The following is a 26,188-nucleotide window of genomic DNA, read 5'->3' as shown; positions in this document are numbered from 1 at the left end:
TACGGCGAAAGGCCCCCGGTTCGTTCGGGGGCCTTTTGCATGGGGTGGGTCAAGCGGTCTGGCGGCGCAGGCTGATGTCACTGCAGGCGGCGCAGGTTTCCTCGGGCACCACGCCCCAGCGCATCAGGTAGCCGAACACGAAACAGCCGGCGCAGAAACCGACCACGCTCTCCAACGCGGCAAAGACCAACAGGACCGCTAACAGAACAACGGCCACAGCATGCGCGCCGAAACCGATCCAGGCGATCGCGGCTGCTGCGGAGAAGGCGAGCCCGACGGTCTGCGCGAAACGCTTCGGCGCACCGGCCACGATCTTCGGCTGGCCGAGTCGGGGAGCGATGACGCTTGCCGCCAACCGGCCGAGCGGGCTGAACCGCGGACCGGCCATGACGCGGAGCGCGAATCCAGCCACCAGGAGCAGGGTCAGCCAACGCCACCCGCTCAGCAGGGTTGCCGCGGTGAGAACCACGACGCCACCGGCGACGACCCGGGCCGCCTTCTCGTTGACCTCGTCTGGGAAACCGATCAATGCCATAACCACAGATTATGAAGTATGAAAGGCGTGCGTTGGTTTCGTGTCGTCTGTTGGACACCTGCCACCTGTTGCCGCCGGCCACGCGGCAGGATTCGTCTTATGGACATGGACGGTGCGCAGGACCGGGCGGAGAACGCGGTACGCGGGGTCGGCGACTCCAAAGTCGTCGAGTACGGAGCGCGGACGGGTTTCGCCGCCAGCGGCCTTCTCCATCTGCTGATCGCATGGATCGCCGTCCGGATCGCCTGGTCGAAGGGCGGGGGGAGCGCCGACCAGTCCGGTGCACTCGGTGACCTCGCCAACCAACCCGGTGGACGCGTGCTGCTGTGGGTGGTCGCCGTGGGGTTCGTCCTGTTGGCGGTCTGGCACCTGACCAAAGCCGTGACCGGTGCTCCCGGCGCCGACGCGAAGGACCGAGCGTTCGATGCGGTCTCCGATGCCGCGAAGGCGGTCATGTTCGTCGCATTGGCCTGGGCGGCCTACAGATTCGCGTCCGGCGGCGGCCAGTCGTCGGGCAAAAGCACCCGCGACTTCACCGGCAAGCTCATGGTGCAGCCGTTCGGGCGCGCGCTCGTGGTGGTCGTCGGTCTGGTGATCCTCGGGGTGGCTGCCTACCACGCCTACAAGGGATGGACCGAGGGCTTCCGTGACGATCTGCAGGAGCACCCCGGTGTGGCAGTGATGGCGCTTGGCCGAATCGGCTACATCGCCAAGGGAATCGCGCTCGGCATCGTCGGAGTCTTGTTCGTCGTCGGTGGCGCGAAGGGCAGCACCAAGGAGACCACCGGTCTGGACGGTGCGCTGCGCGCCCTGCTGGGGCAACCGTTCGGGAAGGGACTGCTCACCATGGTGGCCCTCGGCATCGCGTGCTACGGGGTCTACTCGCTGGCTTGTGCGAGGTTCGCGAAGGTCTGAGCCGGGGCTTAGGTCCTCCCGGCTGATCGGCGCTGGTGGCGCGGTGCAGTGCTGTTCAGGAAAAGGGTGCGTGTCTTTCAGGGTTCTCTCATGGCCTGGGGATTGAGTCTCGACAGATTCTTCTGTAGTCCACTGAAAGGCGATGGTCCTCGTGCAAGCTATCCGTGCAGTTGCGATTCCGACAGTTCTTGGTGTCACTTTGCTCACCGGGTGCGGCCCGTCGAGTTCGTCAGCTGCGTCGTCGTCGTTGGCGGCGTCGTCGATGTCGACATCAACAAGCGCGTCTGCGTCTTCCTCCGGCGCATCATCGCCCGGATCGTCCGCGTCGAACGCTGCCGCCAACTGCCCGACGAGCAACACGCGATCGTTCGCTAAGACCCGGTTCGTGACCGATATCGGACTCGCGGCCGGCACGTTCCACCGGTACTTGTGGAAGCCGTACCAGGCAGGCACTTTTACTAAGGGTGCCAACGGCCGACTGAAGGCTATCGTCAAGGGGACCGGCGCCGCGGCCCTTGATCTGAAGCTGCTGAGTAACGCCAAGAAGAACGTTCAGGCGAACCCGACTTTATGCAGGACGCTTTACGCCCCGATCTCGAACGCGGCCGCGGACCTGGGCAAGGTGAAGAGCGCCATCACCGGCGGCGACATCGCGTCCCTGTCGACGTTGGAATCGAAGTTCTCCTCCATTGAAAAGGGCTCGGCAAGCTCCTCCGGTGCGCCCATCACTGAGACCACCGACCAGAGCCAGGCAAGCAACGGCTAATTCGCGACCCGATAACAGATCTCGCCCCGTCGACTCTTCGTCGAGGGGGCGAGATCTGTTATCCGAGCTCTGGGCGGGCGCCCTTACAGGTCGTAGTACATCTCGAACTCGTGCGGGTGCGGACGGAAGCGGATCGGGTCGACTTCGTGCACGCGCTTGTAGTCGATCCACGTCTGGATGAGGTCCTCGGTGAACACGTCGCCCTCGGTGAGGTAATCGTGGTCGGCCTCGAGCGCGTCGAGCACGGCGGTCAGCGAGCCGGGAACCTGCTCGATGTTGGCGTGCTCCTCGGGGGGCAGCTCGTAGAGGTCCTTGTCGATCGGAGCCGGCGGCTCGATCCGGTTCTTGATCCCGTCGAGACCGGCCATCAGCTGCGCCGCGAAGCACAGGTAGGGGTTCGAGCTCGGGTCGGGGATGCGGAACTCGATGCGCTTGGCCTTGGGGGAGGTGCCGGCGATCGGGATGCGTACGCAGGCCGAACGGTTGCGCGCCGAGTAGACCAGGTTGACCGGGGCTTCATAGCCCGGCACCAAGCGGTGGTAGGAGTTCACCGTCGGGTTGGTGAACGCCAGCAGCGACGGGGCGTGCTTGAGCAGACCACCGACGTACCAGCGGGCCATGTCGGACAGACCGCCGTAGCCCTTCTCGTCGTAGAACAGCGGCTCGCCGTCCTTCCAGAGGGACTGGTGGGTGTGCATGCCCGAGCCGTTGTCGCCGAACAGCGGCTTCGGCATGAAGGTGGCGGACTTGCCGGCCTCGAACGCGGTGTTCTTGATGATGTATTTGAACTTCATCAGGTCATCACCTGCGTTGAGCAAGGTGGCGAACGTGTAGTTGATCTCCTGCTGGCCGGCGGTGCCGACCTCGTGGTGGGCGCGCTCGACCATGAGGCCGACAGCTTCCATGTTCATGACCATGTCATCGCGCAGGTCGGCGAAGTGGTCCACCGGCGGAACCGGGAAGTAGCCACCCTTGAAGCGGGTCTTGTAGCCCAGGTTGCCGCCCTCTTCCTCACGACCGGAGTTCCACGCCGCCTCGACCGAGTCGATGTAATAGAAGCTGGCCTGGGGGGAAGTCTGGAAGCGGATGTCGTCGAAGACGTAGAACTCGGCTTCGGCGCCGAAGTAGGCCGTGTCGGCAATACCGGTCGACTTCAGGTAAGCCTCGGCCTTCGACGCGATGTTGCGCGGGTCGCGGCTGTAGGACTCACCGGTGAAGGGGTCAACGATGGAGAAGTTCATGATCAGGGTCTTGTGCTTGCGGAACGGGTCGACATAAGCCGACTGCGGGTCCGGCACCAGCTTCATGTCGGACTCGTGGATCGCCTGGAACCCGCGGATCGACGACCCGTCGAACATCGCGCCGTTCTCGAACGCTTCCGCATCGAACGTCTTGGCAGGCACGTTGAAGTGCTGCATGACGCCCGGCAGGTCGCAGAAACGAACATCGACGAACTCGACGCCTTCGTCCTGGATGAACTTCAGGACTTCATCGGCGTTGTTGAACATGGAACCTCCATCGTTGGATGTCACCTGGCAGCATCCGGCCGCCCAGCTTGTCGCTGAGGCTATCGGGCATCGATTTCCCGACCATGACCCGATTGTTACGCGCGTGTTACGCCTCGGGCAGGTCGTCGGCCGGCTGCTCTTTCGCGTCACCAGCATGCCTGACCTACGCTTGCCGGGTGGTGAATCGTCGCGATGTGGGCAGTTGGCTCGAGGGACCGGAGTCTGTTCGGGAGCGGCAGGAGGGCGAATACCCCGGCTCAGACCTCGGTCTGCCCGAACAAGGACCCGGTTCCGTCGCGCGTACGGGCCCGCGCGCCATCGCGCTGATCATCGACTGGGCGCTCTGCTCGCTGATCGCGGCTGGCCTGCTCAGTTACCGCTGGGGCGAGTCCGGCGCCGGATCATTCAAGCCGTTGCTGATCTTCGTGATCGAAAACCTGCTGTTGGTGGGCACGCTCGGGATGACCGTCGGTCACCGGTTGCTCGGGCTTCAGGTGTTGCGTGAGGACGGCGAACGCGCCGGGTTCGGCCTGATCGCGATCCGCACCCTGCTGCTCGCGCTGGTGTTGCCGGCAGTGATCTGGGACAAGGACCAACGCGGGTTCCACGACCGGATTGCCCGCACGATCATCCTGCGTACGCGCTGACGCGGTCGGACTACCGGCCGCGCTGTCCCTTGCGGTCCGGACGCGCGTTGCGCGGGTCGACGCCGGCGGGGATCGGCGGACGGCTGGCGCCGAGGGCGCGCAACCGCTTGGTGACAGCCGAGACCTCGGTGTCGGTCAGCTTCTTGTCCAGCTTGTTCATCGTCTTGGTGAGGTCGCTGACCGCGATCGCGCCGTCGCCCTGACCGATGCGGTAGAGCGTCACCGGCACCTCGGGCCCGACAACACGGACAACGCGCTTGCGCTCGGCCTCCAGCAGCTTGGAGCTATTGCCCTTCGGGCCCTCCCCGACCAGCACGATCCCGGGCTTGCCTACGGCGCGGAACACCATCGCGGCCTGAGCCATGTCTCGTACGTTGCGGGCGCGGCCCGCCTCCGCAGCCACCGGCTGCTCCTCGACGAACCAGCCGCGACGCAATGCGTTCAGCGCGGCACCGGCCGCTCCGGGCTGCCCGTCCAGGGCGCCGTACGCGGCCCGTTCGGCCATTCTGCCGAAGATGATCATCGCTAGCAGAATGCCGACGAGGATGCCGATGAAGCCGAAGTAGTAGGGGTGGAACCACACGAAGTTCAGCAGCATCACCAGGGCGAAGCCGCCAACGAACGCCAGGGCCATCCACAGCGGGATTCGCGGGTTCTGCGCCACGGCGCCCTTGTAGAGGGTGCCGACCTGGCCGAACCGACCGGGACCCTTCGAGGGATCCTTGGGCTTGCGCGAGAACCGCGATTTCTTCTCGGCGTTGTCAGAACTGGAGGACATGCTGCTCAGGATACTTGGCTGGCGGCCTTGGCTACGAGCGACGCTGCTTCCTGACGCGCGGGTTCGCCGGCGGCCTGGGCCAGGTGACCCAAGTGAGCCGGCAATTCGCGGCCGAGCGCAGCCATCGCCTGCGTGTAAAGCCGCCCCGCGCGGTAGGACGACCGCACCAACGGACCGGCCATGACGCCGAGGAATCCCAGCTCGCGAGCGCGGTCGCTCCAGTGCACGAACTCCTCCGGCTTCACCCACCGGTCGATCGGGTGGTGCAACGGGGAGGGGCGCAGGTATTGAGTGATCGTCAGGATGTCGCAGCCGGCTTCGTGCAGGTCGAGCAGCGCCTGGTCGATCTCGTGGTCTTCCTCGCCCATCCCCAGGATCAGGTTGGACTTGGTGATCAGTTCCTGCTCCTTGGCCATGGTCAGGACCTTGAGCGACTTCTCGTAGGTGAACGCCGGGCGGATGCTCTTGAAGATCCGCGGCACCGTCTCGAGGTTGTGCGCGAAGACCTCCGGGCGGGCGTCGAAGACGAGCCCAACCTGCTCCGGCTTGGCGCCGAAGTCAGGAGGCAGGATCTCCACGCCGGTGTTCGGGTTGAGCGCGTGGATCTGCCGGATGGTCTCCGCGTAGAGACCCGCAGCGCCGTCGGGTTGGTCGTCTCGAGCGACGCCGGTGACCGTGGCGTAGCGCAGGTTCATCTGCTGAATGGATTCGGCGACGCGGCGCGGTTCATCCATGTCGAGCTCGGTAGGACGTCCGGTCGCGATGTCACAGAAATCGCAACGCCTGGTGCAGACGTCGCCGCCGATCAGGAAGGTCGCCTCGCGGTCTTCCCAACACTCGAAAATGTTCGGACAACCCGCCTCCTGACACACGGTGTGCAGGCCCTCGTTCTTCACCATCGAGTGCAACTCGGTGTAGGCCGGCCCCATTTTGGCGGTGGTCCGGATCCAACTCGGCTTGCGCTCGATCGGGGTCTCGGCGTTGCGCGCCTCGACGCGCAGCAGGCGACGTCCCTCGGGTGCGATGGTCATCGTCGACGAGCTCCTTCGGATGGTCGGTATTCGCGAGCCGTGGCGGTCCGCGACACGATTCGTGCCAGCGTACGCCGCGGTGAATTTGTGTCAGGCAGTAGCGTCCCGGTCATGGGACACCCGCCGTACGGCCCGCCGCAGCCGGCATACAACTCCTCGTCCAGCACCCTCAACGGTTGTCTGTTGGCGGGGATGATCGTGCTCGACATTGCGGCTGCGGGGGTGATCTTCATCTTCGCGGGGTTCTCGGTGATGGCAACCGACAGTTGCAGCAGCGCGGACCTACGCACGGTGTGTGACGACGGCCGCTGGTCGGTCGGATTCCCCGGCCTGCTGATTGCTCTGGCAGTCATCTGGTTGGCATCTCTGATCGGTCTGGTGGCGCTGCGGCGCAGCACCAGCTGGCTGCTGGGCATCGGCATCGGTGCAGCGGTGCTCATGGTCGTCGCGTCGATGGTGTTCGGGGCCTACGTCGGTCTCTACTGAGGCGCGTTCAGGCGAGCACGTCGCTGAGGTGCTTTTCGACGTACGGGAGAACTTCGATGACGGGCACATCGCGCCCCAGTTCCTGGGACAGCGTCGTCACGCCCGCATCTGGGATGCCACAGGGCACGATCGTCTGCGCCCACGACAGGTCGCAGTCGCAGTTGAGCGCGAAGCCGTGCATCGCCACGTCATGACTGACCCGAATGCCGATCTGACCAATTTTGCGCTCGGGTTTGCCGTCAGCGGCCGCGAACCAGACCCCACTGCGGCCCTCGACCCGCCCGGCGTTTTCGAGACCGAGGTCGCTGCACACGTCGATCATCATCTGCTCGAGGCGGCGCACGTAGGCCACGACGTCCAGCGGCGCGGGTAGATGCACAATCGGATAGCCGACGATCTGGCCGGGGCCATGCCAGGTGATCTTCCCGCCACGGTCGACATCGATGACCGGGGTGCCGTCGAACGGGCGTTCGTGGGGCTCGGTGCGCTTTCCGGCGGTGTAGACGCGAGCGTGTTCGAGCAAGAGAACGGTGTCTTCCTGCTCACCCGCGACGACCTTCGCGTGCACCTGGCGCTGGAGATCCCAGGCCTGCTGGTAGTCGACGAAGTCAGGGTCGAATCCGACGTGTTCGATGCGCATGGCTGCGAGCGTACGCCCGCTGTCACTGGCGCTCGCGGGCGAACACCGACCGGCCAGTAGGGGGTTGACACCGTCCACATAGGCGATCGGTCGCAGCCGGCGGACGCTGGTTGCATGACGACTCCAACAGAACCCGCGTCCGCCCCGCTTCGAGTGCCTGCCGGTCTCGCCGGCGTCGTTGTCGCGGACACCGCGATCGGCGACGTACGAGGCGATGAGGGCTTCTTTCACTACCGCCAGTACGACGCCACGGAGCTGGCCGAACATCGCAGCTTCGAGGATGTCTGGCATCTGATCCAACGCGGATCGTTGCCCGAACGGGATTCTGGGTGGAGCGACGAGGTGGCGCTTGCGTTGGCCGTCGCCCCGGAGATCCGGGCGGCGGTAACCGAGGTATTGCGCGTGGCGGGCGGGTATCCGATGGCGGCGCTGCGTACGGGTGTGTCGGCATATGCAGCACTGATGGGGGAGCGCCCGCTCTGGGACACCAGCGAGGCGCAACGGTCGACCGCCGCGCTCCGGCTCGCCGGGTTCATGCCATGGCTAGCCGCTGCCGCCCACGCGGTCTCGCGTGGAGGGAACCCCCGCGAACCGCGGCCCGAACTTGGCTACGTCGGCAGCTATCTCGCCGCCGTCACCGGCCGTGAGCCAGCGCCTCAACACATCGAAGCGCTGAGTCGATACCTCTGCCTCACCGTCGACCACGGCTTCAACGCCTCGACGTTCACCGCTCGCGTCGTCGCCTCGACCGGCGCGGACCTCGGCGCGTGCGTCGTGGCCGCGATCGGCGCGCTGTCGGGTCCGCTGCATGGTGGTGCGCCGAGCCGGGCGCTGGATGCCCTGGACGCGATCGGGTCCGTTGATCGCGCCGCCGACTGGACCCGGGAACAGTTGGCAGCCGGGGACCGGGTGATGGGATTCGGCCACGCGGTCTACCGAACCCAGGACCCACGCTCGGAATTGTTGAAGCGCACCGCTGCCCAGCTCGGCGGCCCGACCGCGCAGTTGGCGATCGCGGTTGAAGACGAGGTCGTCAAGGTGCTCGACGAGCACAAGCCGGGCCGGGCGCTGCGCGCGAACGTCGAGTACTACGCAGGCGTCGTCATGCAGGAGTGCGGTCTGCCACGGGAGCTCTTCACGCCAACCTTCACGATCAGCCGCACCATCGGCTGGACGGCGCACGTCCTGGAGCAGGCGCAGCAGCGCAAGATCATTCGCCCAAGTTCTCGGTATGTGGGTCCGGCTGCGCCCCAGCCTCTTGCGTGACCTCATCTGTGCTGATCTGCGCGACCTCCGGCCCGACGTACGACGCCCGTGGTCGGAAGCGCAACGGATGGTGGCGCTCCTCCTGGGAGTGAGCCAAGAACCCGGCCGTACGAGCGAGGGTGAAGAGCGTTTCGCCGCTGCGCTCGGGAAGGTCCAAGGCAATCGCCAGGGCGCCCAGCGCTAGATCGACGTTCGGCCACAACGAGTGGCGACGCACCACCGCGACGGTGAGTTCGTCCACCAACTCCACGACCGTCGGAGCGACTGGGCGCAGCAGATCGAGCAGCAGCACGGCCCGCGGATCGGTGTCGCGGTAGACGAGGTGACCGAAGCCCGCAGGCGGTGTCTCAGCCCGGGCGATCGACTCCACGCCGCGCTGGGCGGCGACCCGCAGGTCGTGCGTCGCGGCGGCCGAGGCGGTGCCGTGTCGTGGACCCGGCAGCGCACCGAGGCCAGCCAAGACGACATCGTACGGTCCGGCGCCGGTTCCAGCGCTGACCCGCGCGGCGATGGTTGACGTGGCGAGTTCGTGATCAGCCAGGCAGATCAAGGCGGCGTCGATGAAGGCGACTTGGTCGGTGCCCAGGATCGTGGCCAGTCGGTCGGCGACCGATCCCTCGCCGACGGCGCCGAGGGCAGCCAGACTGGCATTGATGATGCGCACGCCGGCCGCGGTGGGTGACGCATCCGGATCGAGCGCAGACAGGGCTGCAACGGCAATCCGGATCCGGGCCGCCGCGCTCGCGGCCGGCGCATCCAGGCTGCGGGCGAGTCGCCCGGATTGCTCGGCGATCTCATCGCTGTCCCAGTCGAGTTCGGTTGATTCCCAAAGCAACTCGGCGACACGTTCGTACGATGTGGTGACCAGGTTCTGCAACGGAACGCCCCGGTAGGACAACTGACCCACCGGTTCAAGGCGGCTGATCGAGGTGTCGACACTCACCTCGAAGACACCGTCGCGAGAGCGGCGTCGGGCATCGCGCAGCGCCACCACATCCGACCGATGGAACGCAGACCCGTCGTGTCGGGAGGTGTCGCCTGCGCGCCGCAACAGACCCCGGCTGACATAGGCGTAGATCGTCTCGAGCCGCACCCCCAGCAGGGCGGCGGCCTGGGCGGTCGTGATCAGGTCCTCCGGCATGGGCTGGACGCTACCCCGACCGTGAGGCTGTGGATAACTTTCGAGGCAGTCCCGCGATCGGTGGCAGCGTGAAGCCATGGACGAGACGACAGCGCCGGAACTTCCCGGCTATGACAGCCTCCGCAGGATCGGCGTGGGTGGGTCGTCCGAGGTCTGGCTGGTGCGCCGCAGTGACGGTCAACGGCTGGCGGCGAAGCTGGTCGACACCGGCATCGAGGCGGCCGAACAACGACTGCTGGAGCGGCTCGACCACGACCACGTCCTCCGCCTGCACGACGTGGTGCAGGACGCCTGTTCGGGCCGATCCGCATTGATTACTGACCTGGCGGAAGGCGGCTCGCTGGCGGCGTGCCTCGCCGCCCGTGACCGGCTGACACCGGGGGAGATCGTGACGGTGCTGAGCCCGATCGCTCGGACCCTGCACGACCTGCATGCTCTCGGCCTGGTGCACTGCGATCTGTCGCCGGCCAACATCCTGATGACCGCTGCCGGCAAGCCGCTGATCGCCGATCTGGGAGTCAGCCGGGTGGCTGGCCACGACAGCGACCTCTGGGTTACTGAGCGCTGGGCCGCTCCCGAGGTGCTGGCCGGTGAGCCAGCGGGGCCGGCGGCCGATGTCCACGCCCTGGGGGCGATCGCCTGGGCGGCCCTCGCGGGGTGCGCTCCGCCGGCAGCCCACGAACGGCCCGACCTCGCCGAAGTGGCTGCCCATGCGCCCGCGCGGTTGCTCGATCTGATCGACGACGCGATGGCCTTCGACCCCGGCCAACGTCCGACGGCCGGTGACTTCGCGGTGCGGCTGTGGGACTGCGCCAGCGCCGAGCCGGCCCCGGTCGCGGGGTTGGTCACCTCCGAGACTCAGATGGACAGCCCGATGCTGACCCGTCGGGTGATCCGCGAACAACTGGCGGCCGACGAAGAGCAACGGAAACTGCTGGAACCCCCGCCGACGTGGCGAGACCGGCTGATCGGCCACGGGGAGATCGCGGCCCGCCGATCGCTGCCGGCGTTGGTCGCCGGGGGAGCGCTCACCACCATGGCGGCGCTGCTGTGGATGTTGACCTCGCCGACACCGTCGTACGCCGGGGCGCCGGCGTTGGCCGCAACGTCCCCGCCCGCTGCTTCGATACCCGTCACGACAACACCGGCCCCGAAACCACCGTCCACGCCAACGACGGATCTGCCGGTGTCGGCCCTGCTGCGCACCATCTTGGCCGACCGCGCAGCGGCGTGGGACGCCGAAGACGTGGCTGCGCTCGACGTCGCCCTGGTTCCGGGATCGGCTGCGGCGCAATCGGATTCGACAGCACTGCAGACGGCGCAGCAGCAGGGAATTGACTACCGCGGAGTGCGCTTTGTGGTGCGCAGCAGCGCTCCCGCGCAGCGCTCGGTCGATCGGATTGTGGTGACTGCCCGGGTCGATCGCCCCAGCTATCAGATCGTCTCGTCGTCGACGACCCGACAGGTGCCGGCAACGAGCGCGGCGGTGACCTTCACACTCGACCGAGACGGCGAGCGCTGGCGAATCAGCAGTTGGGTCGCGGGATGAGAACGGCCGGGGCCGCCCCCGTCAAAGGGGCCGCCCCGGCCGGTGTCCGCGCGATCAATCAGACCTCGAAGGCGCCCTCTTCCAGGCGAACCTTCATGTGAGTGAGGAACCGGGCCGCGTCAGCGCCATCGACAATGCGGTGGTCGTAGGACAGGGCCAGGTAAACCATCGAGCGGATCGCGATCGTCTCGCCACCATCACCGTCGGAAACGACCACGGCGCGCTTGACGACTGCGCCTGTGCCGAGGATGCCGACCTGCGGTTGGTTGATGATCGGGGTGTCGAACAGCGCACCACGGCTGCCGGTGTTGGTCAGCGTGAAGGTGCCGCCGCCGAGCTCGTCCGGGGTGATCTTGTTGGTGCGGGTGCGGTCAGCCAAGTCGGCGATCTTGCGAGCGAGACCGGCGATGTTGAGGTCTCCGGCACCGGCGATGACCGGCACGAACAGACCCTTCTCGGTGTCGACCGCGATGCCCAAGTTTTCGCTGCCGTGGTAGTTGATCGACTCGCCCTCGACGCTGGCGTTCAGCACCGGGTAGGCCTTCAACGCCTCGACCGCCGCCAGCGCGAAGAACGGCATGAAGCTGAGCTTCACGCCCTCGCGCTGCGCGAATCCGGCCTTGGCACGGTCGCGCAGGCGGGCGATCTTGGTGACGTCGACCTCCACCACGGTGGTCAACTGAGCCGAGGTCTGGAGAGATTCGACCATGCGAGTCGCGATCAGCCGGCGCATCCGGGTCATCTTCTCGACGGTGCCGCGCTTGGGCGAAACGGCAGGAGCAGCGGCCGGCTTCGAACCGGTCGATGCGGTAGCGGGAGCCTGCTCGGAGGCGGCAGCCGGCTCGGGAGCAGCTGGCGCCTTAGCGGCTTCGGCCGCCGCGAGCACGTCCTGCTTGCGCACTCGACCGCCGACTCCGGTTCCCTCGACGGTTGCCAGGTCGACACCGTGGTCAGCAGCCAGCTTGCGGACCAGCGGGGTGACGTAGTTGTTGGCGTCGGCCGTGGAGGCGGTCGAGGGGGCGGGTGCCGAAGGTGTCGAGGGGGCGGGTGCCGAAGGCGCCGAGGGGGCGGGTGCAGGGGCAGCGGGTGCAGGGGCAGCGGGTGCAGGGGCAGGAGCGGCAGGGGCAGGGGCAGGAGCGGCAGCCGGAGCCGGCTCGGAGGTCTCGCTCTTGGACTCGGCGGCCTCGACGGCAGCCTCCTGCTTCGGGGCTGTAGCGGCCGCCGACGAACCACCGCCAGCTTCTCCGCCGATGATCGCCAGGTCGGCGCCGACCGGCACAGTCTCGTCTTCCTGGACCAGGATCTTGGTCAGCTTGCCGGCAACCGGCGACGGAACCTCGGTGTCGACCTTGTCGGTCGATACCTCGAGCAGCGGTTCGTCGACGGCGACGTCGTCACCCTCGGCCTTGAGCCAACGGGTGATGGTGCCTTCGGTGACCGATTCGCCGAGCGCGGGCATCGTGATCTTCTCGCCACCGGTGACCTCGCCGGATGACTGCGCAGGCTCAGCGGGCTTTGCCTCCGGCTCGGCAGCTTGCGGCTCGGCCGCTTCGGGCTCGGCAGCCGGTGCGGGCTCTGCGGCCTGAGCGGCGCCCTCGGTGGAAGCAGTGTCATCACTGGCGGAGCTGTCATCCGAGCCCGACGAGGCAGCCGGGGCCGCACCGTCACCGATCACGGCGAGGTCGGCACCGACCGGAACGGTCTCATCTTCCTCGACCAGGATTTCCTGCAGCGTGCCGGCAACCGGCGAAGGGATCTCCGTGTCGACCTTGTCGGTGGAGACCTCCAGCAGCGGTTCGTCGACGGCGATCTCGTCACCGACCGACTTCAACCATCGGGTGACCGTGCCTTCGGTCACGGATTCACCGAGTGCGGGCATCGTCACGCGTTCAGACATGGGTGCAGTCTCCTTGGGTTGGGTCGCTCAGGTCCAGTTTTGTCTCATGCATGTGCATGGAGGGGCTTTCCGGCCAGGGCGAGATGTGCTTCGCCCAGAGCCTCGTTCTGTGTCGGGTGTGCGTGGATCAGGGCGGCGACGTCCTCGGGCATGGCTTCCCACCCGACGATCAGTTGTGCTTCGCCGACCTGCTCTCCCATCCGGGCGCCGATCATGTGGACGCCGACCACCGCGCCGTCGGCGGCCCGTACGAGCTTCACGAAGCCTTGGGTGCCCAGGATCTGGCTCTTGCCGTTGCCGCCCAGGTTGTAGTCGTAGGTCGTGACCTCGCCGTACGTCTCGCGCGCCTGCGCTTCGGTGAGGCCGACCGAAGCGATCTCGGGATCGCAGTAGGTGACGCGCGGGATCGTCGACTCGACGATCGGTGCGGGGGAGAGGCCGGCAATGTCCTCGGCCACGAAGATCCCCTGGGCGAAGCCGCGGTGAGCCAGTTGCAAGCCGGGCACGATGTCGCCGACCGCGCGCACCCCGGCAACAGAGGTGTTCAAGCGCTCGTCGGTGGTGACGAATCCGCGGTCAAGGGCGATTCCCGCCTCGGCATAGCCGAGGTTGTCGGTCACCGGGCCGCGACCGACAGCAACCAGCAGCAGGTCGGCCTCGAGGGTCTCGCCGCCGTCCAAAGTGACGGTGACGCCGGTGTCGGACGCGGTGGCGCCGGCGAAACGGGTGTTGGTGCGGGCGACGATCTTGCGCTTCTTGAAACTGCGCTCGAGCTGCTTGGAGATTGCCTCGTCTTCGGCGGCGACCAGTCGAGGCAGCGCCTCCACGACCGTGACGTTCGCCCCGAATGAGGCGAAGACGGACGCGAACTCGACGCCGATGACACCACCGCCGAGCACCACGACGTTGTTCGGCACGAAGTCCAGCGACAGCGCCTGGTCGCTGGTCATGACTCGCGGACCAAGTTCGATCCCGGGCAGCGACTTCGCGAACGAGCCGGTGGCAAGCACGACATTGCGGCCGGTGAGAGTGCGGTCACCAACGGTGACGGTGGTCGGCGAGGAGAGCTGTCCCTCGCCTTCGACATAGTCGATGGTGGCTGCCTTCACCAGACCCTGCAGGCCCTTGTGAAGCCGCGAGATCACGCCGTCCTTGTAGCGATGGACCCCGGACATGTCGATCGATTCCAAGGTGGTGTTGACCCCGAACTTCGCGCCCTCGCGAGCGGAGTCAGCGACCTCCGCGGCATGCAGGAGGGCCTTGGTCGGGATGCAGCCGCGGTGGAGGCAGGTGCCGCCCAGCTTGTCCTTTTCGACGAGGGCCACACTCAGTCCGAGCTCCGCCGCGCGCAACGCGCAGGCATAGCCACCGCTGCCGCCACCGAGAATCACCAGGTCGTAGATCGGGTCGGTCTGGGCCATGCGGGCGTCCCTCCTGGATCCGGGCTTCATTGGTCGGTCGAACACCGGATGACCGATGTTCCCGACCATCTTGGCACCCGGTCGGCACCGGGCGAAGGCGGGTCGGCGAACTCGCCGGTAACGTCAATTCGTTGGATCGTCCCAGGTCGGCGTGGGAGAGTGGCAGTCCCGATCCGCCCACCTAAGGAGAGCGCCGTGTCAGACGACAAGCCCACCCCGAGCGACGACGTGAAGGCCAAGTTCCGCGAGGCGTTGGACCGCAAGAAGGCCCATGGTGGCAAGGACGTCTCCGACCATTCGGGGCACTCGAAGGTTGCCGGTGCACACAACGCGGAGACCTCCGCGGCCCAGCAGATGTTCCGTCGCAAGTCCGGCGGCTGATCCTTCCCGTTCACGCAACAGCGCCCCGTCGATCAGATCGACGGGGCGCTGTGCTGCGTACGCGCAATCAGCCGCGGGCCTCTGCCAGCGCAATCAGGGTGCGGATCGAGTGGCCGGTGCCGCCGGCGGGCGTGTAGCCGTAGGCGCCGGCTTCGTTGAACGCCGGACCGGCGATGTCGAGGTGGGCCCAGGGCAACTGCTTGCCCGAGGCGTCGTCGCCGACGAACTCACGCAGGAACAGCGCGGCGGTGATCATGCCGCCCATCCGCTCACCGGTGTGCTTGACGTCGGCCACCTGAGAGTTCATCGAGGGGCGCAGTTCATCCAGCAGCGGGATCGGCCACATGGCTTCGCCCGCAGCCTCGGCGGCAGCAAGGACCTCGGCGCGGGTGTTGTCGTCGTTGGACAGGACCGCCGAGGTGCGCGGGCCGAGTGACATGACTGCCGCTCCGGTCAGCGTCGCCACATCGATGACGAGGTCGGGGTTCTGTTCCGAGGCGAAGCACAAGCCGTCGGCCATCACGAGACGACCCTCTGCATCTGTGTTGATGATCTCGACACTCTTGCCGTTCGGCATGGTGACGACATCGCCGGGGCGCTGCGCGTCGGATCCGGTGAGGTTCTCGGCGAGGCAGAGGTAGCCGGTGACCGCGACGGGCAGGCCGAGGGTCGCGATCGCGTCAATTGCGGCGGCCACCGAGGCGGCGCCAGCCATGTCGCACTTCATCGTGACCATCCCGGCGCCCGGCTTGATGCAGAGGCCGCCGCTGTCGAAGGTGATGCCCTTGCCCACCAGCGCGATGTGGGCCTTGGCCCGTGCCGGCTTGTAGGTGAGGGTCACCAAACGGGGCGGACGCGACGAGCCGCGGCCTACGCCGACCAGGCCGCCGCAGTTGGCCTTCGCCAGCTGCTTCTCGTCCTGAATCGCAACCTTGACATCGGTGCCGGTGAAACGGCGCTTGGCCTCGGCGGCGAACGAGGCAGGGAAGAGGTCCAGCGGCGGTTGGTTCACCAGGTCGCGGGCCCACGCCTGGGAGTCGGCGACGACCTGGGCGCGCTTGACACCCGCCTTGGTGGCGGACGCCTTGGACACGGGGGAGGAGACCGTGATCTTCGCCAGCGGCACCGGCTTCGCACCGGTGGCGCGATAGGCGGTGTATTCGTACGACCCGAACAGTGCGCCTTCGACGGTCGCAGTGGTCAGGCCGGCGGTACTGCAGGGAAAGCCATAAGCGGCGTGCGGCTTGTCGGCCAGGGCACGCGCAGCGGCGCCAGCGGCGCGGCGCACGGCTTCGGTGTCGGCGTCGGTGGCGGCGTGGTCAAGGCCGGAGCCACTGGCAATCACCAGCGACGGCGCACCAGCGATTCCGGTGATCCTGACAATCTCATCGGCGGACCCAGCGGAGCCGAGTGCGGCCAACGCTTCGTTAATCGCGGTGGTGACGGCGGCGTCAAGCGCCGCATCGGTCACCACAGCCTTTTTGTCTTGCTGGTGGGTCATCACGACGAGGACCGGCGCGGAGATCTTGTCCGCCTGCCGATCGGTCAGTGTCACGGTGGTCACGTGGGGGTGTCCTCTCCCGGGGATGGTGATCTGATGCTCCCGAACCTATCGCGCCTCGGCTTCGCGATAGGTTTGACGGCATGAGCGACGCTGCCCGCAAGACATCCCCGCTGCATGACCGCCACGTTGCCCTCGGCGCGAAGATGGCCGACTTCGGCGGGTGGGATATGCCGATCGAATATCCCGGCGGTGGGGTGCTGCGCGAACACACAGCCGTACGTGAGCGGGTCGGCATCTTCGACGTCAGCCACCTCGGCAAGGCGTTGGTGAAAGGCCCCGGCGCCGCCGACTTCGTGAACTCCTGTTTCACCAACGACCTGCGCAAAATCGAACCACCCAAGGCGCAGTACACGATGTGTTGCGACCAGAAGACCGGCGGCGTCGTCGACGACCTCATCCAATACCTGCACGGTGACGACGAGGTCTTCTTGGTGCCGAACGCGGCAAACACCGCCGAGGTCGTACGCCGGATGAACGAGCAGGCGCCCGACGGCATCACGATCACCGATCAGCACACCGACTACGCAGTGATCGCCGTACAAGGTCCGAAGTCTTTCGAGGTCGTTGAAGCCCTCGGCCTGCCGACCGACCTGGCCTATATGTCGTTTACCACGGCCGACTGGAACGGTGTTCCGGTCATCGTGCTGCGCTCGGGCTACACGGGCGAAAAGGGATTCGAACTCGTCCCGCGGTGGAACGACGCGCCGGCCCTCTGGGACGCGCTGATCGAGGCGATGGTGGCCTACGACGGTCTGCCGTGTGGCCTCGGCGCGCGCGACACGCTGCGCACCGAAATGGGCTACCCGCTGCACGGCAACGATCTGTCGATGGACATCACACCGAACATGGCGCGCGCCGGCTGGGCCGTCGGTTGGAAGAAGGACGCGTTCTGGGGCAAAGCAGCGCTCGAGGCGCAGAAGGCGGCCAAGGACTGCCGCCTGACCTGGGGCCTGTTGGCGACCGGTCGCGGCATTCCGCGCGCTCACTGCGAGGTCAAGAATGCTGATGGTGCGGTCATCGGCGAGGTCACCTCGGGCACCATGTCGCCAACCCTGAAGCAGGGCATCGCGCTGGCGTTGTTGGACCGCGAAGTGGCCGAGGGCGATCAGGTCGTTATCGACGTACGAGGTCGGGAACTGGCCGCGACGGTGGTCAAGCCGCCGTTCGTGGTGGTGGAGACCGACTAGCTGTTTCGGCGAATTCGCGGACAGCGCGCGTAACCTGCCCTCGAGCGCCCGCCGGAGCGGGCCATGAACGCCGAGCGGAGTTTACGTGCGACCGATGGCTTCCCTGCGCGCCGTGGGGTGGGTAACGATGGCGCCGATCCTGGCAGCGCTGCTGCTCGGCGCGGGCCAAGACCGAACAGCGGAACCGGCGGCTCACATTGCTGAGCCCTCGATGCCGGCTCCAGCCGTCGGCGCGCTGTTCTCCCATGGGTTGGCCGCCGACCACGACTGCACGGCCAGCGTCTTGGCCAGCACTCGCGGCGACCTGATTCTCACCGCTGCGCACTGCGTTCTGGGAACGGGCAAGGGGATCACGTTCGCGCCGGGTTACACCGGCGGGCGGGCTCCCTACGGCACCTGGTCGGTGACTCAGGCGTTCGTTGATCCCGCCTGGAAGTCCCGTCAGGACCCGCAGTCTGACTTCGCCATCCTGGCTGTCGCTCGGCAGGAACGAGATGGCGCGGAGGTCGGGGTGCAGGACGTCGTGGGCGGGGAAACATTGGGCCGGGCGCCCGCGAACGGACAAGCCGTTCAGGCCGTCGCCTACAACGCGGGCAAGGACGACGACCCGATCGGCTGCCGGGTCACCGTCAGTTACACCCAGGGTTTCCCGACACATAACTGCTCCGGTTATGTGGGTGGCAGCAGCGGGAGCCCCTGGTTGGTCAACACCTCCGACCATGCGATGCCGACCGTGGTCGGTGTGGTCGGTGGCCTTCACCAGGGCGGGTGCGACGAACGCACCTCATATTCGCCAGTGTTCGGGCAAGACGTGTTCGGCCTGATGGTGCGGGCAGAGGCTGGCGATGCTCCTGACTCCGTGCCGCAGGCCGGCAGCGACGGCTGCTCCTGATCGGCCGGTCAGCCGATCAACGGCGCGTTGGTCAGGTCGAGAACCCGTCCGGCAATGAGAACGTGAACCCGGTTGCTCGCCGCACCGATGATGGCGTTCACCCGGCCGAGAGCGTCGCGATAGATCGCGCCGCGGTCATCGGTCGGAACAGCGCCCATGCCCACCTCGTGAGAGACGGCAACGCAGTCGAACGGGGCATCAGCCCACAGGGCAGCCAACTCGTGGGCGGCGTCCTCGGTGATCTTCAGAGCGCGCGTTCGATCTCCCCACGCGTTCGCGGAGTCGATCAGCCCGAGCACCCACGTTCCGAGGCAGTCGACCAGAACCGGGGTTCGGCCGCGCAGAATGGTGCGGGTTACCTCGAGGGAGTTGGCCACGGTCCATCCGTGCGGAAGCTCGGTGACCTCGCGCGGGCCGTGAATCTGTTCGGCGGAGTCCGTCTGCCGCGCTTCGCTGGCGCGGATGACGGTCACCGCATCGCGGCCGGTCAGCAGCTGGGTGGCATAACGGGTTTTCCCGGTGCGCGTACCTCCGAGAACCAAGGTGGTCGACATGCTTCTCCCTCTCACGGCTGCTGATCCGCCGGACAGCCTAGTGCGCCCAGGTGGGAGGCGACACGCCCGCATGGTGGTCGAGGACCACCCATGATGGCGCGGCCTGTGGCATCCTTGGCGATCTGATCGCTTCCACCCCCGCGATCGCGTGACGTCATCTCGCCCAAGACCCTGGGCATGCCAGATACGTCTGCCAACCCGGCGCACGCTGCCGGCTTCTCGACAAGCCGACCTCACCGGAGGGTGGAGACTCTTATGTCTGCCATGACCGATCACATTCCTACCCCTGACACCACTGGCCCTGTTTTTGCTGCCCACGAGGGCGGCAAGCTGGAGTCAGTCCCGAGCAAGCCGCTGCGCGACCGCAAGGACCTCGCGCTGCTCTACACCCCAGGCGTCGCCGACGTCTGCCGCGCCATCGCGCAGGACCCCTCGCTGTCGTTCCGCTACACGACCCGCCGTAACACCGTTGCTGTGGTCACCGACGGCACTGCCGTGCTCGGCCTGGGCAACATCGGCCCGGTCGCCGCGTTGCCGGTGATGGAGGGAAAGTCGGTGCTGTTCAAGCACTTCGGCAACGTCGACTCCGTCCCGGTCTGCCTGGAAACGGGCACCGTGGAGGAGATCGTCGAAGCGGTCGTGCGCCTGGCCCCGACGTACGGCGGTATCAACCTGGAGGACATCTCGGCGCCGCGCTGCTTCGAGATCGAGCGCCAGCTGAAGGAACGCCTGGACATACCGGTGTTCCATGACGACCAGCACGGCACCGCGATCGTGGCGCTCGCTGCCCTCCTGAACGCCGCGAAGGTGACTGGTCGCGAGTTGTCCGCGCTGCGGGTCGTCATCGGCGGCGCGGGAGCTGCCGGAGTGGCGATCGCGAACATCTTCAAGCGTGCGGGCATCACCGACCTGATCGTCTGCGACTCGAAGGGCATCATCGAGCCACACCGCGACGACCTGCAGGACCACAAGCGTCGGCTCGCCGCCACGACCAACCCGCTCGGGTTGCGCGGCAAGATCGGTGACGCGCTGCTGGACGCCGACGTCTATGTCGGTGTTTCCGGCGGCACCATCGCCGAGTCCGACATCGCCAAGATGGCCGAGAACTGCATCATCTTCGCGCTGGCCAATCCGGACCCGGAAGTTCACCCCGACCTGGCGCACAAATACGCAGCAGTGGTGGCGACCGGTCGGTCGGACTTCCCGAACCAGATCAACAACGTCTTGGCGTTCCCCGGCTTGTTCCGTGGGGTGCTCGACTCGGGTGCACCGCAGATCACTGAGGCGATGAAGATCGCCGCCGCAGAAGCGATCGCCGGGCTGGTGGAGAACCCCACTGCCGAGGAGATCGTGCCGTCGGTGTTCGACGAGCGTGTCGCCCCGGCGGTGGCGCAGGCAGTCGCCGACCTCGCCTAAGTCCGACCCCGTACGAAGCGGCGCTCCACCCGATTTCGGGTGGAGCCCCGCTTTCGTTGCGGTGCGGGGAAAATCAGCGCTTGCCGCCGCCCAGAAGGCCGCCGAGGATGTCGCCGAGCCCACCGCCGAGCCCTCCGGAGGCGCCGCCCTGGCCGCCGGTTGCGCCACCGAGGACCTGGCCGAGAATGTCGCCCAGTCCGCCGCCCGAGGTGCCTGCCGGTGCTGTGCCGCCGGTGGCGCCCGGCTGCTGCTGCGTCTGGTCGGTGGTCGCCTGGCCGCCGCTCGGCGCGCCCGCACCGCCGCCGAGGACCTTGCCCGAGAGGTAGCTGAGCACGATCGGGGCGAGGATCGGCAAGATTTTCTTGAGGAGGTCGCTGCCGGCTCCGCCGCTGAGTCCACCGAGGTGGTTCACGACTTGGTCGGTGTTTCCGCCGAAGACGTTGTCGACGATCTGCTGGCCATCACCGGTGTCGACGGAGTCGACCGACGGGGTTCCACCCTGGTGGTCACTCAGCGCGTCGAGTAGCGACTGCTGACCGGCGGGGTCCTGGGCGTTGGCGTTCAGACCACCGAGCAAGGTGGGCACGAGTTGTTCAACGGCGGCGCGGGTCGACTGCTCGTCGGCCCCGACCTGCTGAGCCAGTTGGTCGATTGGAACCTGACCCATGATGTCTTGCACAGCACTCATCTGTCGTTCTCCTCCCAAGAGTCGTCACCGTTGACGACCTGCACCGATCACCCTAGGACGATTCAGCCGTACGGTGGGGTGCGTGAGCAACTGGACGTGGAGCTACGACGGCGGTGAAGAGCGCGCTTCGGTGGTGTTCCCTACCCGCGCCGAGGCGGAGGCATGGCTGGGGGAGAGCTGGCAGGAACTGGCCGACGCCGGTGTTCGTGCGGTGACCCTGCGGGTCGATGAAGAACCGGTCTACGGGCCCATGTCGCTCGAACCCTGAGTCGCTCGAACCCTGAGCGATCAGCGCGGCTTGTCGCCGCGCTTGACCTGCGGCTTCGGCATGCGGGACATCCGCATCTGCATGGCGCGCATGATCGCGTACATTGCCGCGCCACGGGGCGGGTCCTCGTTGAAACGCTCGTGGATGCGCTTCTTCAGGCGGCGCCAGAGCAGCCAGCTGTCGATGATGCCGAAGGCCAGCACGATCCACACCAAGAACAACGCGGCAACCTGAAAGCTGCGGTTCGGCAGCACGGTCATGACCAGCATCAACAGCATGAGCGGGAGCAGGATCTCGCCGATGTTCCAGCGGGCGTCGACGGTGTCGCGGATGAACCGCTTCACCGGTCCGCGGTCGCGGGCCGGCAGGGCCTTCTCGTCACCGCGGGCGAGAGCCTCCCGCTGCTGGGCGCGCTGCACTCGCGACTGCGACTTTGCTTCCTTGCGGGCGGCGTCGCGGTCGGCGGGAACGAGCGGCTGCCGTCGAGCGGCCTGAGCGTCCTTGCGCTTGGGCGTCGGTCGACCCTTTCCGGCGCCGCCGGAAAGGTTCTGCCCGTCGGCGTCGTCGACAGGCAGAGCGGTGGCGACCTGCGCCGGCTCATCGGTTTTCTTGTTACGCCCAAACACGAGCCGAACTCTACGGGGTCGCCGTCGTGGCACCCAATCCCCGCGCCCGCTCCGGCAGTGCGGTGGCTACGGTGATGCCTGTGACCGAGCCTCAAACCGACCCCCGTACCGAAGAACTGCGCAGCGCAGTGCGCGCACTCATGCCGCAGGTCCGCGCCGACCTCGAAGCTCTGACCCGGATCCCGAGTGTCTCGTTGGACTCCTTCGACCAGTCCACCATCGACACCAGCGCCGAAGCTGTCGCCGCCTTGTTGCGGGCGGAGGGCATGGACGTACGCATCGTGCGCGAGGGTGGCCGACCCGCGGTCATCGGGCGACTGCCGGCGCCGGCCGGTGCGCCGACGGTCACGCTCTACGCCCACCACGACGTCCAGCCGCCGGGCGATGCGGCCGATTGGACATCGCCGCCATTCGAGCCGACCGAACGAAACGGCCGGCTTTACGGGCGCGGCGCCGCCGATGACAAGGCGGGAGTCATGGCCCATGTCGCCGCGCTGCGGGCCCACGGGGGCAAGCCGCCGGTTGGCGTCAACATCTTCGTGGAGGGCGAGGAGGAGATCGGGTCCGATTCCCTCGCGACCATCCTCGAACGGCACGGCGAAGACCTACGCGCCGACGCGATCGTGCTGGCCGACTCCACCAACTGGGAGGTGGGCGTTCCCGCCTTGACCACCACGTTGCGCGGAATGATCCGCGTCGCGGTCACCGTTCGTACGCTCGATCACGCCATCCACTCCGGTATGTACGGCGGGGCTGTTCCCGACGCGTTGACCGCACTCGTACGAGTTCTGGGAAGCCTGCATGACGACGCCGGCGAGGTCGCTGTCGAGGGGTTGTCGCAAGGCGTCGCGGCCGACTTGGACTATGACGAAGCGCGATTGGGCGCAGAGTCCGGCCTGTTGGACGGGGTGCAACCGATCGGGTCGGGATCGTTCCTGACCCGGCTGTGGACCAAACCGTCGATCACCACCATCGGCATCGACGCACCCTCGGTCGACACCGCCTCGAACACGCTGGTCCCAAAGGCCCGCGCGAAGGTGTCGATGCGCATCGCCCCCGATGAGGATCCCCGCCACGCGTACGAACTGCTGCGCCGTCACCTGGTGAACCACACGCCGTGGGGCGCCCAGATCGAGATCGCCCTGGACGACGAGGGAGCCGGCTTCGCGGCCGATGCCGAAGGCCCGATCTACGACATCGCGCGCAGTAGTTTCACCGACGCCTGGGAAGGTCAAAGCCCGGTCGACATCGGCGTTGGCGGGTCGATCCCGTTCGTTGCCGCCTTCGCCGAACAGTTCCCGCAGGCCGCGATCCTGGTGACTGGCGTCGAAGACCCCGACAGTCGCGCCCACGGCGCGAACGAGAGCTTGCACCTCGGCGAATTTGAGCGGGTTTGCGTGGCCGAGGCGCTCCTGCTGCAGCGGATCGGCGACCGCTGACGTGCGAGTTCTGGTCGCCGCCGACGCGTTCGCGTCGCTGCCGGCAGCCGAGGCCGCTCGGGTGGTCTGCGAGGCGTGGCGGGACACCGCTGCGCACGTCGAGATCTGCGTCAGCGCGCAGGGATCCGGGCGAGCGGGCAGCGCGGCCGCCCTGGGCGAGGCGGTCGGAGCCGCGTTGACCTTGGTGGCCGGCGAGCAGCCGCTACCGGCCTACGTCGAGGGCCGTGCCCGCGCCTTCGTCGACGCAAACGCGCCGGGGGAGAGTGTCGGTGCCGCCGCGCGCCGACTGCTGGACGACGGGATCGACCGGGTCGTGTTGGCGCTCGGAGACTGCCCCCAAATCGATGGTGGGCAAGCGTTCCTGCGCGGTTTTCAGGGAACGGACGACCCGGCAGCGGTGCATTCCACCGAGCACCTGGTCGGTCTCGCCGAGACCGACCGGGTGTTGCTCGGCTTCCAAGGAGCCGCATATGCCGCCGTGGACGAGCAGGGTCTGGATAAACAGGCCGCCCAGGATCTGGAGCGGCAGATGGGTCAGTGGGTCGACCTGGTTCGTGCTGCTCACCCCGATCGGAAGGACCTGATGACCGGCGCAGCATTGCGGGCAGAGCGTCAACCGGGTGCTGGAGCCGGCGGCGGACTCGGATATCTGCTGCTGGCCACAGGCGGCCAAGTCGTTCCGGCGCCGACCTACAGCGCCGCGCTCACCGGCCTTCCCGACCGCGTCGCCGCCGCGGATCTCGTCGTCACGACCGCCACGGTCTTCGACTGGCGGCTACTGGACCACAGCGTGCTGCACACCGCGACAAGCTTGGCGAATGCCGACGCAACACCGGTGGTCGCGCTGGTCGACGAGGTGCATGTGGGCCGCCGGGAGCAGATGTCGCTGGGCCTCCAGGGAACCTACTCGGTGCAGCGGTCCGGGTGGATACGCAGCGAACCCGCTGACGCGGCGCAGGCCCGCACCGAATTGGAGCGGTTGACCCGCCGGGTAGCGAACACGTGGACGCCATCGCCGCGCGGCGACGTACGCTAGGGGAACAGGCGCCCGGGAAGAAACTGCGTCGAGCGCTGGTTGCAGCAGTCGCAGCACCGAAATCCGGGTTTCCCCGCGATCACGAAGGAACGTGAAATATGAGCATCGACAGCAACGTGACCGACACCCAGACCGAGAACGCGGCCGACACCAAGGCCCACGGTGTCGATCTCACTGAGGTCGCCGCGGGCAAGGTCAAGAGCCTGCTCGAACAAGAGGGTCGCGACGACCTGCGACTGCGTGTCGGCGTGCAGCCCGGTGGCTGCTCCGGCTTGATCTACCAGTTGTACTTCGACGAGCGCACCCTCGACGGTGACCTCGTACGCGACTTCGGTGGTGTGGAGGTCGTCGTCGACCGGATGTCCGCCCCCTACCTCGAGGGCGCTTCGATCGACTTCGCCGACACCATCGAGAAGCAGGGCTTCACGATCGACAACCCGAACGCCGGCAGCAGCTGCGCCTGTGGTGACAGCTTCTCCTGAGCCTTCCCGGTCTACCGACCGAACAACACCGCAGGACTGCGTCGCGCAGTCCTGCGGTGTTGCGTTTGTTGACCGGCCGGTAGGTTCTCGATCATGAAGATCGCCGTCACCGGTTCCATCGCCACCGACCACCTGATGACCTTCGGAGGCCGGTTCGCCGACTCGCTGGTTGTCGACCAGTTGCACAAGATCTCGGTCAGCTTCTTGGCCGACGACCTGCAGATCCGCCGCGGCGGGGTTGGCGCGAACATCGCCTTCGGCATGGGCAACCTGGGCGTACGCCCGATTCTGGTGGGCGCCGTCGGCGAGGACTTCGCCGATTACCGCTCGTGGCTCCAACGCCACAACGTCGACTGCGACTCGATCCGCGTCTCCGACACCCAACACACCGCGCGTTTCGTCTGCACCACGGACACCGAGATGGCGCAGATGGCCACCTTCTATCCGGGAGCGATGAGCGAGGCGCGCTACATCGAACTCGCGCCGATCGCCGACCGCGTGGGTGGGCTCGACCTCGTCGTGATCGGCCCCAATGACCCCGAGGCCATGCGCCGCCACACCAGCGAATGCCGCACCCGGGGCATGAAGTTCGTGGCGGACCCCTCCCAGCAACTCGCGTTCGGTGACGGTGACCTGATCCGCCAGCTCATCGATGGGGCGACTTACCTGTTCACCAATGAATACGAAGCGCAGCTGGTCACCACCAAGACCGGCTGGTCGGCGCAGGAGGTGCTCGACCGGGTCGGCTGCCAGGTGATGACCAAGGGCAAGGACGGCGCGGTCATCCTCCGCTCCGGGCGGGAGCCGCTCGAAATCCCGATCGCCGGCAAGGTGCCCGCCGTTGACCCCACGGGTGTCGGCGATGCCTTCCGAGCCGGATTCCTCTGCGGCCTGGCCTGGAACCTCGACCTGCGCACCTGCGCGGAGGTCGGTTCGATGTTGGCCACCTATGTCGTCGAAACTGTCGGAACCCAGGAATACAACTTGCGCCCGGAGCGGTTCCTCGACCGGTTCGAGGCTGCGTACGGCGCCGAGGCTCGCGCTGCGGTCGCACCCCACCTGGGCTGAATTCGGC

Annotated in this window: 28 protein-coding genes; 16 read left to right on the top strand and 12 right to left on the bottom strand. The window is 67.1% G+C overall.

Annotation, left to right across the window (positions count from 1 at the left end; all coding sequences use genetic code 11):
* Window positions 1–49: 49 nt before the first annotated feature.
* Window positions 50–535 (bottom strand): DUF4395 domain-containing protein, encoded by a 486-nt coding sequence (locus ACYU98_RS09120; protein ID WP_460467894.1) that lies wholly within the window; start codon window positions 533–535, stop codon window positions 50–52.
* Between the two features lie 99 nt (window positions 536–634).
* Here ACYU98_RS09120 and ACYU98_RS09115 point away from each other — a divergent pair, with 99 nt between their 5' ends.
* From ACYU98_RS09115 to ACYU98_RS09105, 3 genes are all read left to right on the top strand, one after another.
* Window positions 635–1,450, top strand: a complete 816-nt coding sequence (locus tag ACYU98_RS09115; RefSeq protein ID WP_460467893.1) for a DUF1206 domain-containing protein — start codon at window positions 635–637, stop codon at window positions 1,448–1,450.
* Between the two features lie 210 nt (window positions 1,451–1,660).
* Window positions 1,661–1,825 carry a hypothetical protein gene (locus ACYU98_RS09110; RefSeq protein WP_460467892.1) on the top strand — a complete coding sequence of 55 codons (165 nt, stop codon included), beginning with the start codon at window positions 1,661–1,663 and terminating at the stop codon, window positions 1,823–1,825.
* 10 nt (window positions 1,826–1,835) lie between these two features.
* Window positions 1,836–2,216, top strand: a complete 381-nt coding sequence (locus ACYU98_RS09105; RefSeq protein WP_460467891.1) for a hypothetical protein — start codon at window positions 1,836–1,838, stop codon at window positions 2,214–2,216.
* A gap of 83 nt (window positions 2,217–2,299) precedes the next feature.
* Here ACYU98_RS09105 and glnA read toward each other — a convergent pair whose 3' ends face one another.
* Window positions 2,300–3,724: a type I glutamate--ammonia ligase gene (gene glnA / locus ACYU98_RS09100; protein ID WP_460467890.1), complete on the bottom strand. Its 1,425-nt coding sequence runs from the start codon at window positions 3,722–3,724 to the stop codon at window positions 2,300–2,302.
* 176 nt (window positions 3,725–3,900) lie between these two features.
* Between glnA and ACYU98_RS09095 the strand changes: the two genes are divergently transcribed.
* Window positions 3,901–4,371, top strand: coding sequence for an RDD family protein (locus ACYU98_RS09095; protein ID WP_460467889.1), 471 nt, complete (start codon window positions 3,901–3,903; stop codon window positions 4,369–4,371).
* 10 nt (window positions 4,372–4,381) lie between these two features.
* Here ACYU98_RS09095 and ACYU98_RS09090 read toward each other — a convergent pair whose 3' ends face one another.
* Together ACYU98_RS09090 and lipA are read right to left on the bottom strand one after the other, a co-directional pair.
* Window positions 4,382–5,149, bottom strand: coding sequence for a DUF4191 domain-containing protein (locus ACYU98_RS09090; RefSeq protein ID WP_460467888.1), 768 nt, complete (start codon window positions 5,147–5,149; stop codon window positions 4,382–4,384).
* A 5-nt stretch (window positions 5,150–5,154) separates the two neighbouring features.
* Window positions 5,155–6,180, bottom strand: a complete 1,026-nt coding sequence (gene lipA, locus ACYU98_RS09085) for a lipoyl synthase (protein ID WP_460467887.1) — start codon at window positions 6,178–6,180, stop codon at window positions 5,155–5,157.
* Between the two features lie 111 nt (window positions 6,181–6,291).
* Between lipA and ACYU98_RS09080 the strand changes: the two genes are divergently transcribed.
* A complete protein-coding gene (locus tag ACYU98_RS09080) occupies window positions 6,292–6,666 on the top strand; it encodes a hypothetical protein (RefSeq protein ID WP_460467886.1) in 375 nt (124 codons plus the stop codon).
* A gap of 7 nt (window positions 6,667–6,673) precedes the next feature.
* Here ACYU98_RS09080 and lipB read toward each other — a convergent pair whose 3' ends face one another.
* Entirely contained in the window at window positions 6,674–7,306 is a 633-nt protein-coding gene (lipB, locus tag ACYU98_RS09075) for a lipoyl(octanoyl) transferase LipB (protein ID WP_460467885.1), read from the bottom strand.
* 114 nt (window positions 7,307–7,420) lie between these two features.
* Here lipB and ACYU98_RS09070 point away from each other — a divergent pair, with 114 nt between their 5' ends.
* Window positions 7,421–8,572, top strand: coding sequence for a citrate/2-methylcitrate synthase (locus ACYU98_RS09070; protein ID WP_460467884.1), 1,152 nt, complete (start codon window positions 7,421–7,423; stop codon window positions 8,570–8,572).
* On the opposite strand, the gene ACYU98_RS09065 is transcribed toward ACYU98_RS09070, so the two are convergent.
* Complete coding sequence (locus ACYU98_RS09065) at window positions 8,517–9,713, bottom strand: citrate synthase (protein WP_460467883.1); 1,197 nt, start codon at window positions 9,711–9,713, stop codon at window positions 8,517–8,519. The genes ACYU98_RS09070 and ACYU98_RS09065 overlap by 56 nt on opposite strands.
* 76 nt (window positions 9,714–9,789) lie before the next feature.
* Here ACYU98_RS09065 and ACYU98_RS09060 point away from each other — a divergent pair, with 76 nt between their 5' ends.
* Window positions 9,790–11,262, top strand: coding sequence for a serine/threonine-protein kinase (locus ACYU98_RS09060; RefSeq protein WP_460467882.1), 1,473 nt, complete (start codon window positions 9,790–9,792; stop codon window positions 11,260–11,262).
* Window positions 11,263–11,320: 58 nt separating this feature from the next.
* Here the strand turns inward: ACYU98_RS09060 and sucB are convergent, their stop codons facing one another.
* Together sucB and lpdA are read right to left on the bottom strand one after the other, a co-directional pair.
* The gene (gene sucB, locus ACYU98_RS09055; RefSeq protein WP_460467881.1) at window positions 11,321–13,159 is read right to left on the bottom strand and encodes a 2-oxoglutarate dehydrogenase, E2 component, dihydrolipoamide succinyltransferase; all 1,839 of its coding nucleotides are present in this window, start codon (window positions 13,157–13,159) and stop codon (window positions 11,321–11,323) included.
* A gap of 44 nt (window positions 13,160–13,203) precedes the next feature.
* Complete coding sequence (gene lpdA, locus ACYU98_RS09050; RefSeq protein ID WP_460467880.1) at window positions 13,204–14,580, bottom strand: dihydrolipoyl dehydrogenase; 1,377 nt, start codon at window positions 14,578–14,580, stop codon at window positions 13,204–13,206.
* A 195-nt stretch (window positions 14,581–14,775) separates the two neighbouring features.
* Here lpdA and ACYU98_RS09045 point away from each other — a divergent pair, with 195 nt between their 5' ends.
* On the top strand, window positions 14,776–14,961 hold the full coding sequence (locus tag ACYU98_RS09045) for a DUF5302 domain-containing protein (RefSeq protein WP_460467879.1): 186 nt from the start codon (window positions 14,776–14,778) through the stop codon (window positions 14,959–14,961).
* Between the two features lie 67 nt (window positions 14,962–15,028).
* Here ACYU98_RS09045 and ACYU98_RS09040 read toward each other — a convergent pair whose 3' ends face one another.
* A complete protein-coding gene (locus tag ACYU98_RS09040) occupies window positions 15,029–16,525 on the bottom strand; it encodes a leucyl aminopeptidase (RefSeq protein WP_460467878.1) in 1,497 nt (498 codons plus the stop codon).
* A gap of 80 nt (window positions 16,526–16,605) precedes the next feature.
* On the opposite strand from ACYU98_RS09040, the gene gcvT reads away from it, so the two are divergent.
* Window positions 16,606–17,712, top strand: a complete 1,107-nt coding sequence (gene gcvT, locus ACYU98_RS09035) for a glycine cleavage system aminomethyltransferase GcvT (RefSeq protein ID WP_460467877.1) — start codon at window positions 16,606–16,608, stop codon at window positions 17,710–17,712.
* 94 nt (window positions 17,713–17,806) lie between these two features.
* On the top strand, window positions 17,807–18,604 hold the full coding sequence (locus ACYU98_RS09030) for a trypsin-like serine peptidase (protein WP_460467876.1): 798 nt from the start codon (window positions 17,807–17,809) through the stop codon (window positions 18,602–18,604).
* 8 nt (window positions 18,605–18,612) lie between these two features.
* Here the strand turns inward: ACYU98_RS09030 and ACYU98_RS09025 are convergent, their stop codons facing one another.
* Window positions 18,613–19,158, bottom strand: coding sequence for a bifunctional adenosylcobinamide kinase/adenosylcobinamide-phosphate guanylyltransferase (locus tag ACYU98_RS09025; RefSeq protein ID WP_460467875.1), 546 nt, complete (start codon window positions 19,156–19,158; stop codon window positions 18,613–18,615).
* Window positions 19,159–19,413: 255 nt separating this feature from the next.
* Here ACYU98_RS09025 and ACYU98_RS09020 point away from each other — a divergent pair, with 255 nt between their 5' ends.
* Window positions 19,414–20,574, top strand: a complete 1,161-nt coding sequence (locus tag ACYU98_RS09020; protein WP_460467874.1) for an NAD(P)-dependent malic enzyme — start codon at window positions 19,414–19,416, stop codon at window positions 20,572–20,574.
* 73 nt (window positions 20,575–20,647) lie between these two features.
* Here ACYU98_RS09020 and ACYU98_RS09015 read toward each other — a convergent pair whose 3' ends face one another.
* Entirely contained in the window at window positions 20,648–21,262 is a 615-nt protein-coding gene (locus ACYU98_RS09015) for a DUF937 domain-containing protein (RefSeq protein WP_460467873.1), read from the bottom strand.
* Between the two features lie 82 nt (window positions 21,263–21,344).
* Here ACYU98_RS09015 and ACYU98_RS09010 point away from each other — a divergent pair, with 82 nt between their 5' ends.
* Window positions 21,345–21,530, top strand: a complete 186-nt coding sequence (locus ACYU98_RS09010) for a hypothetical protein (RefSeq protein WP_460467872.1) — start codon at window positions 21,345–21,347, stop codon at window positions 21,528–21,530.
* Window positions 21,531–21,550: 20 nt separating this feature from the next.
* Here ACYU98_RS09010 and ACYU98_RS09005 read toward each other — a convergent pair whose 3' ends face one another.
* The gene (locus ACYU98_RS09005) at window positions 21,551–22,156 is read right to left on the bottom strand and encodes a DUF3043 domain-containing protein (RefSeq protein ID WP_460467871.1); all 606 of its coding nucleotides are present in this window, start codon (window positions 22,154–22,156) and stop codon (window positions 21,551–21,553) included.
* A gap of 74 nt (window positions 22,157–22,230) precedes the next feature.
* On the opposite strand from ACYU98_RS09005, the gene ACYU98_RS09000 reads away from it, so the two are divergent.
* The 4 genes from ACYU98_RS09000 to ACYU98_RS08985 all read left to right on the top strand — a co-directional run bounded on the left by ACYU98_RS09000 (window position 22,231) and on the right by ACYU98_RS08985 (window position 26,181).
* Window positions 22,231–23,595 carry a M20/M25/M40 family metallo-hydrolase gene (locus ACYU98_RS09000; protein ID WP_460468353.1) on the top strand — a complete coding sequence of 455 codons (1,365 nt, stop codon included), beginning with the start codon at window positions 22,231–22,233 and terminating at the stop codon, window positions 23,593–23,595.
* Window position 23,596: 1 nt separating this feature from the next.
* Window positions 23,597–24,631 carry a glycerate kinase gene (locus tag ACYU98_RS08995; RefSeq protein WP_460467870.1) on the top strand — a complete coding sequence of 345 codons (1,035 nt, stop codon included), beginning with the start codon at window positions 23,597–23,599 and terminating at the stop codon, window positions 24,629–24,631.
* A 98-nt stretch (window positions 24,632–24,729) separates the two neighbouring features.
* Complete coding sequence (locus ACYU98_RS08990; RefSeq protein ID WP_460467869.1) at window positions 24,730–25,113, top strand: HesB/IscA family protein; 384 nt, start codon at window positions 24,730–24,732, stop codon at window positions 25,111–25,113.
* A 93-nt stretch (window positions 25,114–25,206) separates the two neighbouring features.
* The gene (locus ACYU98_RS08985) at window positions 25,207–26,181 is read left to right on the top strand and encodes a carbohydrate kinase family protein (RefSeq protein WP_460467868.1); all 975 of its coding nucleotides are present in this window, start codon (window positions 25,207–25,209) and stop codon (window positions 26,179–26,181) included.
* Window positions 26,182–26,188: the final 7 nt, after the last annotated feature.

Source organism: Calidifontibacter terrae, from assembly GCF_054778835.1.
Note: the sequence above shows the minus strand (reverse complement) of the source record. Positions and strands in the feature narration are given on the sequence as shown.

What these genes read in the sequence shown, in the direction of transcription:
- ACYU98_RS09115 (WP_460467893.1), top strand. Translation starts at nt 635, where the DNA reads ATGGACATGGACGGTGCGCAGGACCGGGCGGAGAACGCGGTACGCGGG.
- ACYU98_RS09025 (WP_460467875.1), bottom strand. Translation starts at nt 19,158, where the DNA reads ATGTCGACCACCTTGGTTCTCGGAGGTACGCGCACCGGGAAAACCCGT.
- ACYU98_RS09080 (WP_460467886.1), top strand. Translation starts at nt 6,292, where the DNA reads ATGGGACACCCGCCGTACGGCCCGCCGCAGCCGGCATACAACTCCTCG.
- ACYU98_RS09030 (WP_460467876.1), top strand. Translation starts at nt 17,807, where the DNA reads ATGGCTTCCCTGCGCGCCGTGGGGTGGGTAACGATGGCGCCGATCCTG.
- lipA (WP_460467887.1), bottom strand. Translation starts at nt 6,180, where the DNA reads ATGACCATCGCACCCGAGGGACGTCGCCTGCTGCGCGTCGAGGCGCGC.
- ACYU98_RS09120 (WP_460467894.1), bottom strand. Translation starts at nt 535, where the DNA reads ATGGCATTGATCGGTTTCCCAGACGAGGTCAACGAGAAGGCGGCCCGG.
- ACYU98_RS09015 (WP_460467873.1), bottom strand. Translation starts at nt 21,262, where the DNA reads ATGAGTGCTGTGCAAGACATCATGGGTCAGGTTCCAATCGACCAACTG.
- ACYU98_RS09020 (WP_460467874.1), top strand. Translation starts at nt 19,414, where the DNA reads ATGTCTGCCATGACCGATCACATTCCTACCCCTGACACCACTGGCCCT.
- gcvT (WP_460467877.1), top strand. Translation starts at nt 16,606, where the DNA reads ATGAGCGACGCTGCCCGCAAGACATCCCCGCTGCATGACCGCCACGTT.
- ACYU98_RS09065 (WP_460467883.1), bottom strand. Translation starts at nt 9,713, where the DNA reads ATGCCGGAGGACCTGATCACGACCGCCCAGGCCGCCGCCCTGCTGGGG.
- sucB (WP_460467881.1), bottom strand. Translation starts at nt 13,159, where the DNA reads ATGTCTGAACGCGTGACGATGCCCGCACTCGGTGAATCCGTGACCGAA.
- ACYU98_RS08985 (WP_460467868.1), top strand. Translation starts at nt 25,207, where the DNA reads ATGAAGATCGCCGTCACCGGTTCCATCGCCACCGACCACCTGATGACC.
- ACYU98_RS09090 (WP_460467888.1), bottom strand. Translation starts at nt 5,149, where the DNA reads ATGTCCTCCAGTTCTGACAACGCCGAGAAGAAATCGCGGTTCTCGCGC.
- ACYU98_RS08990 (WP_460467869.1), top strand. Translation starts at nt 24,730, where the DNA reads ATGAGCATCGACAGCAACGTGACCGACACCCAGACCGAGAACGCGGCC.
- lpdA (WP_460467880.1), bottom strand. Translation starts at nt 14,580, where the DNA reads ATGGCCCAGACCGACCCGATCTACGACCTGGTGATTCTCGGTGGCGGC.
- lipB (WP_460467885.1), bottom strand. Translation starts at nt 7,306, where the DNA reads ATGCGCATCGAACACGTCGGATTCGACCCTGACTTCGTCGACTACCAG.
- ACYU98_RS09060 (WP_460467882.1), top strand. Translation starts at nt 9,790, where the DNA reads ATGGACGAGACGACAGCGCCGGAACTTCCCGGCTATGACAGCCTCCGC.
- ACYU98_RS09070 (WP_460467884.1), top strand. Translation starts at nt 7,421, where the DNA reads ATGACGACTCCAACAGAACCCGCGTCCGCCCCGCTTCGAGTGCCTGCC.
- ACYU98_RS09000 (WP_460468353.1), top strand. Translation starts at nt 22,231, where the DNA reads ATGCCTGTGACCGAGCCTCAAACCGACCCCCGTACCGAAGAACTGCGC.
- glnA (WP_460467890.1), bottom strand. Translation starts at nt 3,724, where the DNA reads ATGTTCAACAACGCCGATGAAGTCCTGAAGTTCATCCAGGACGAAGGC.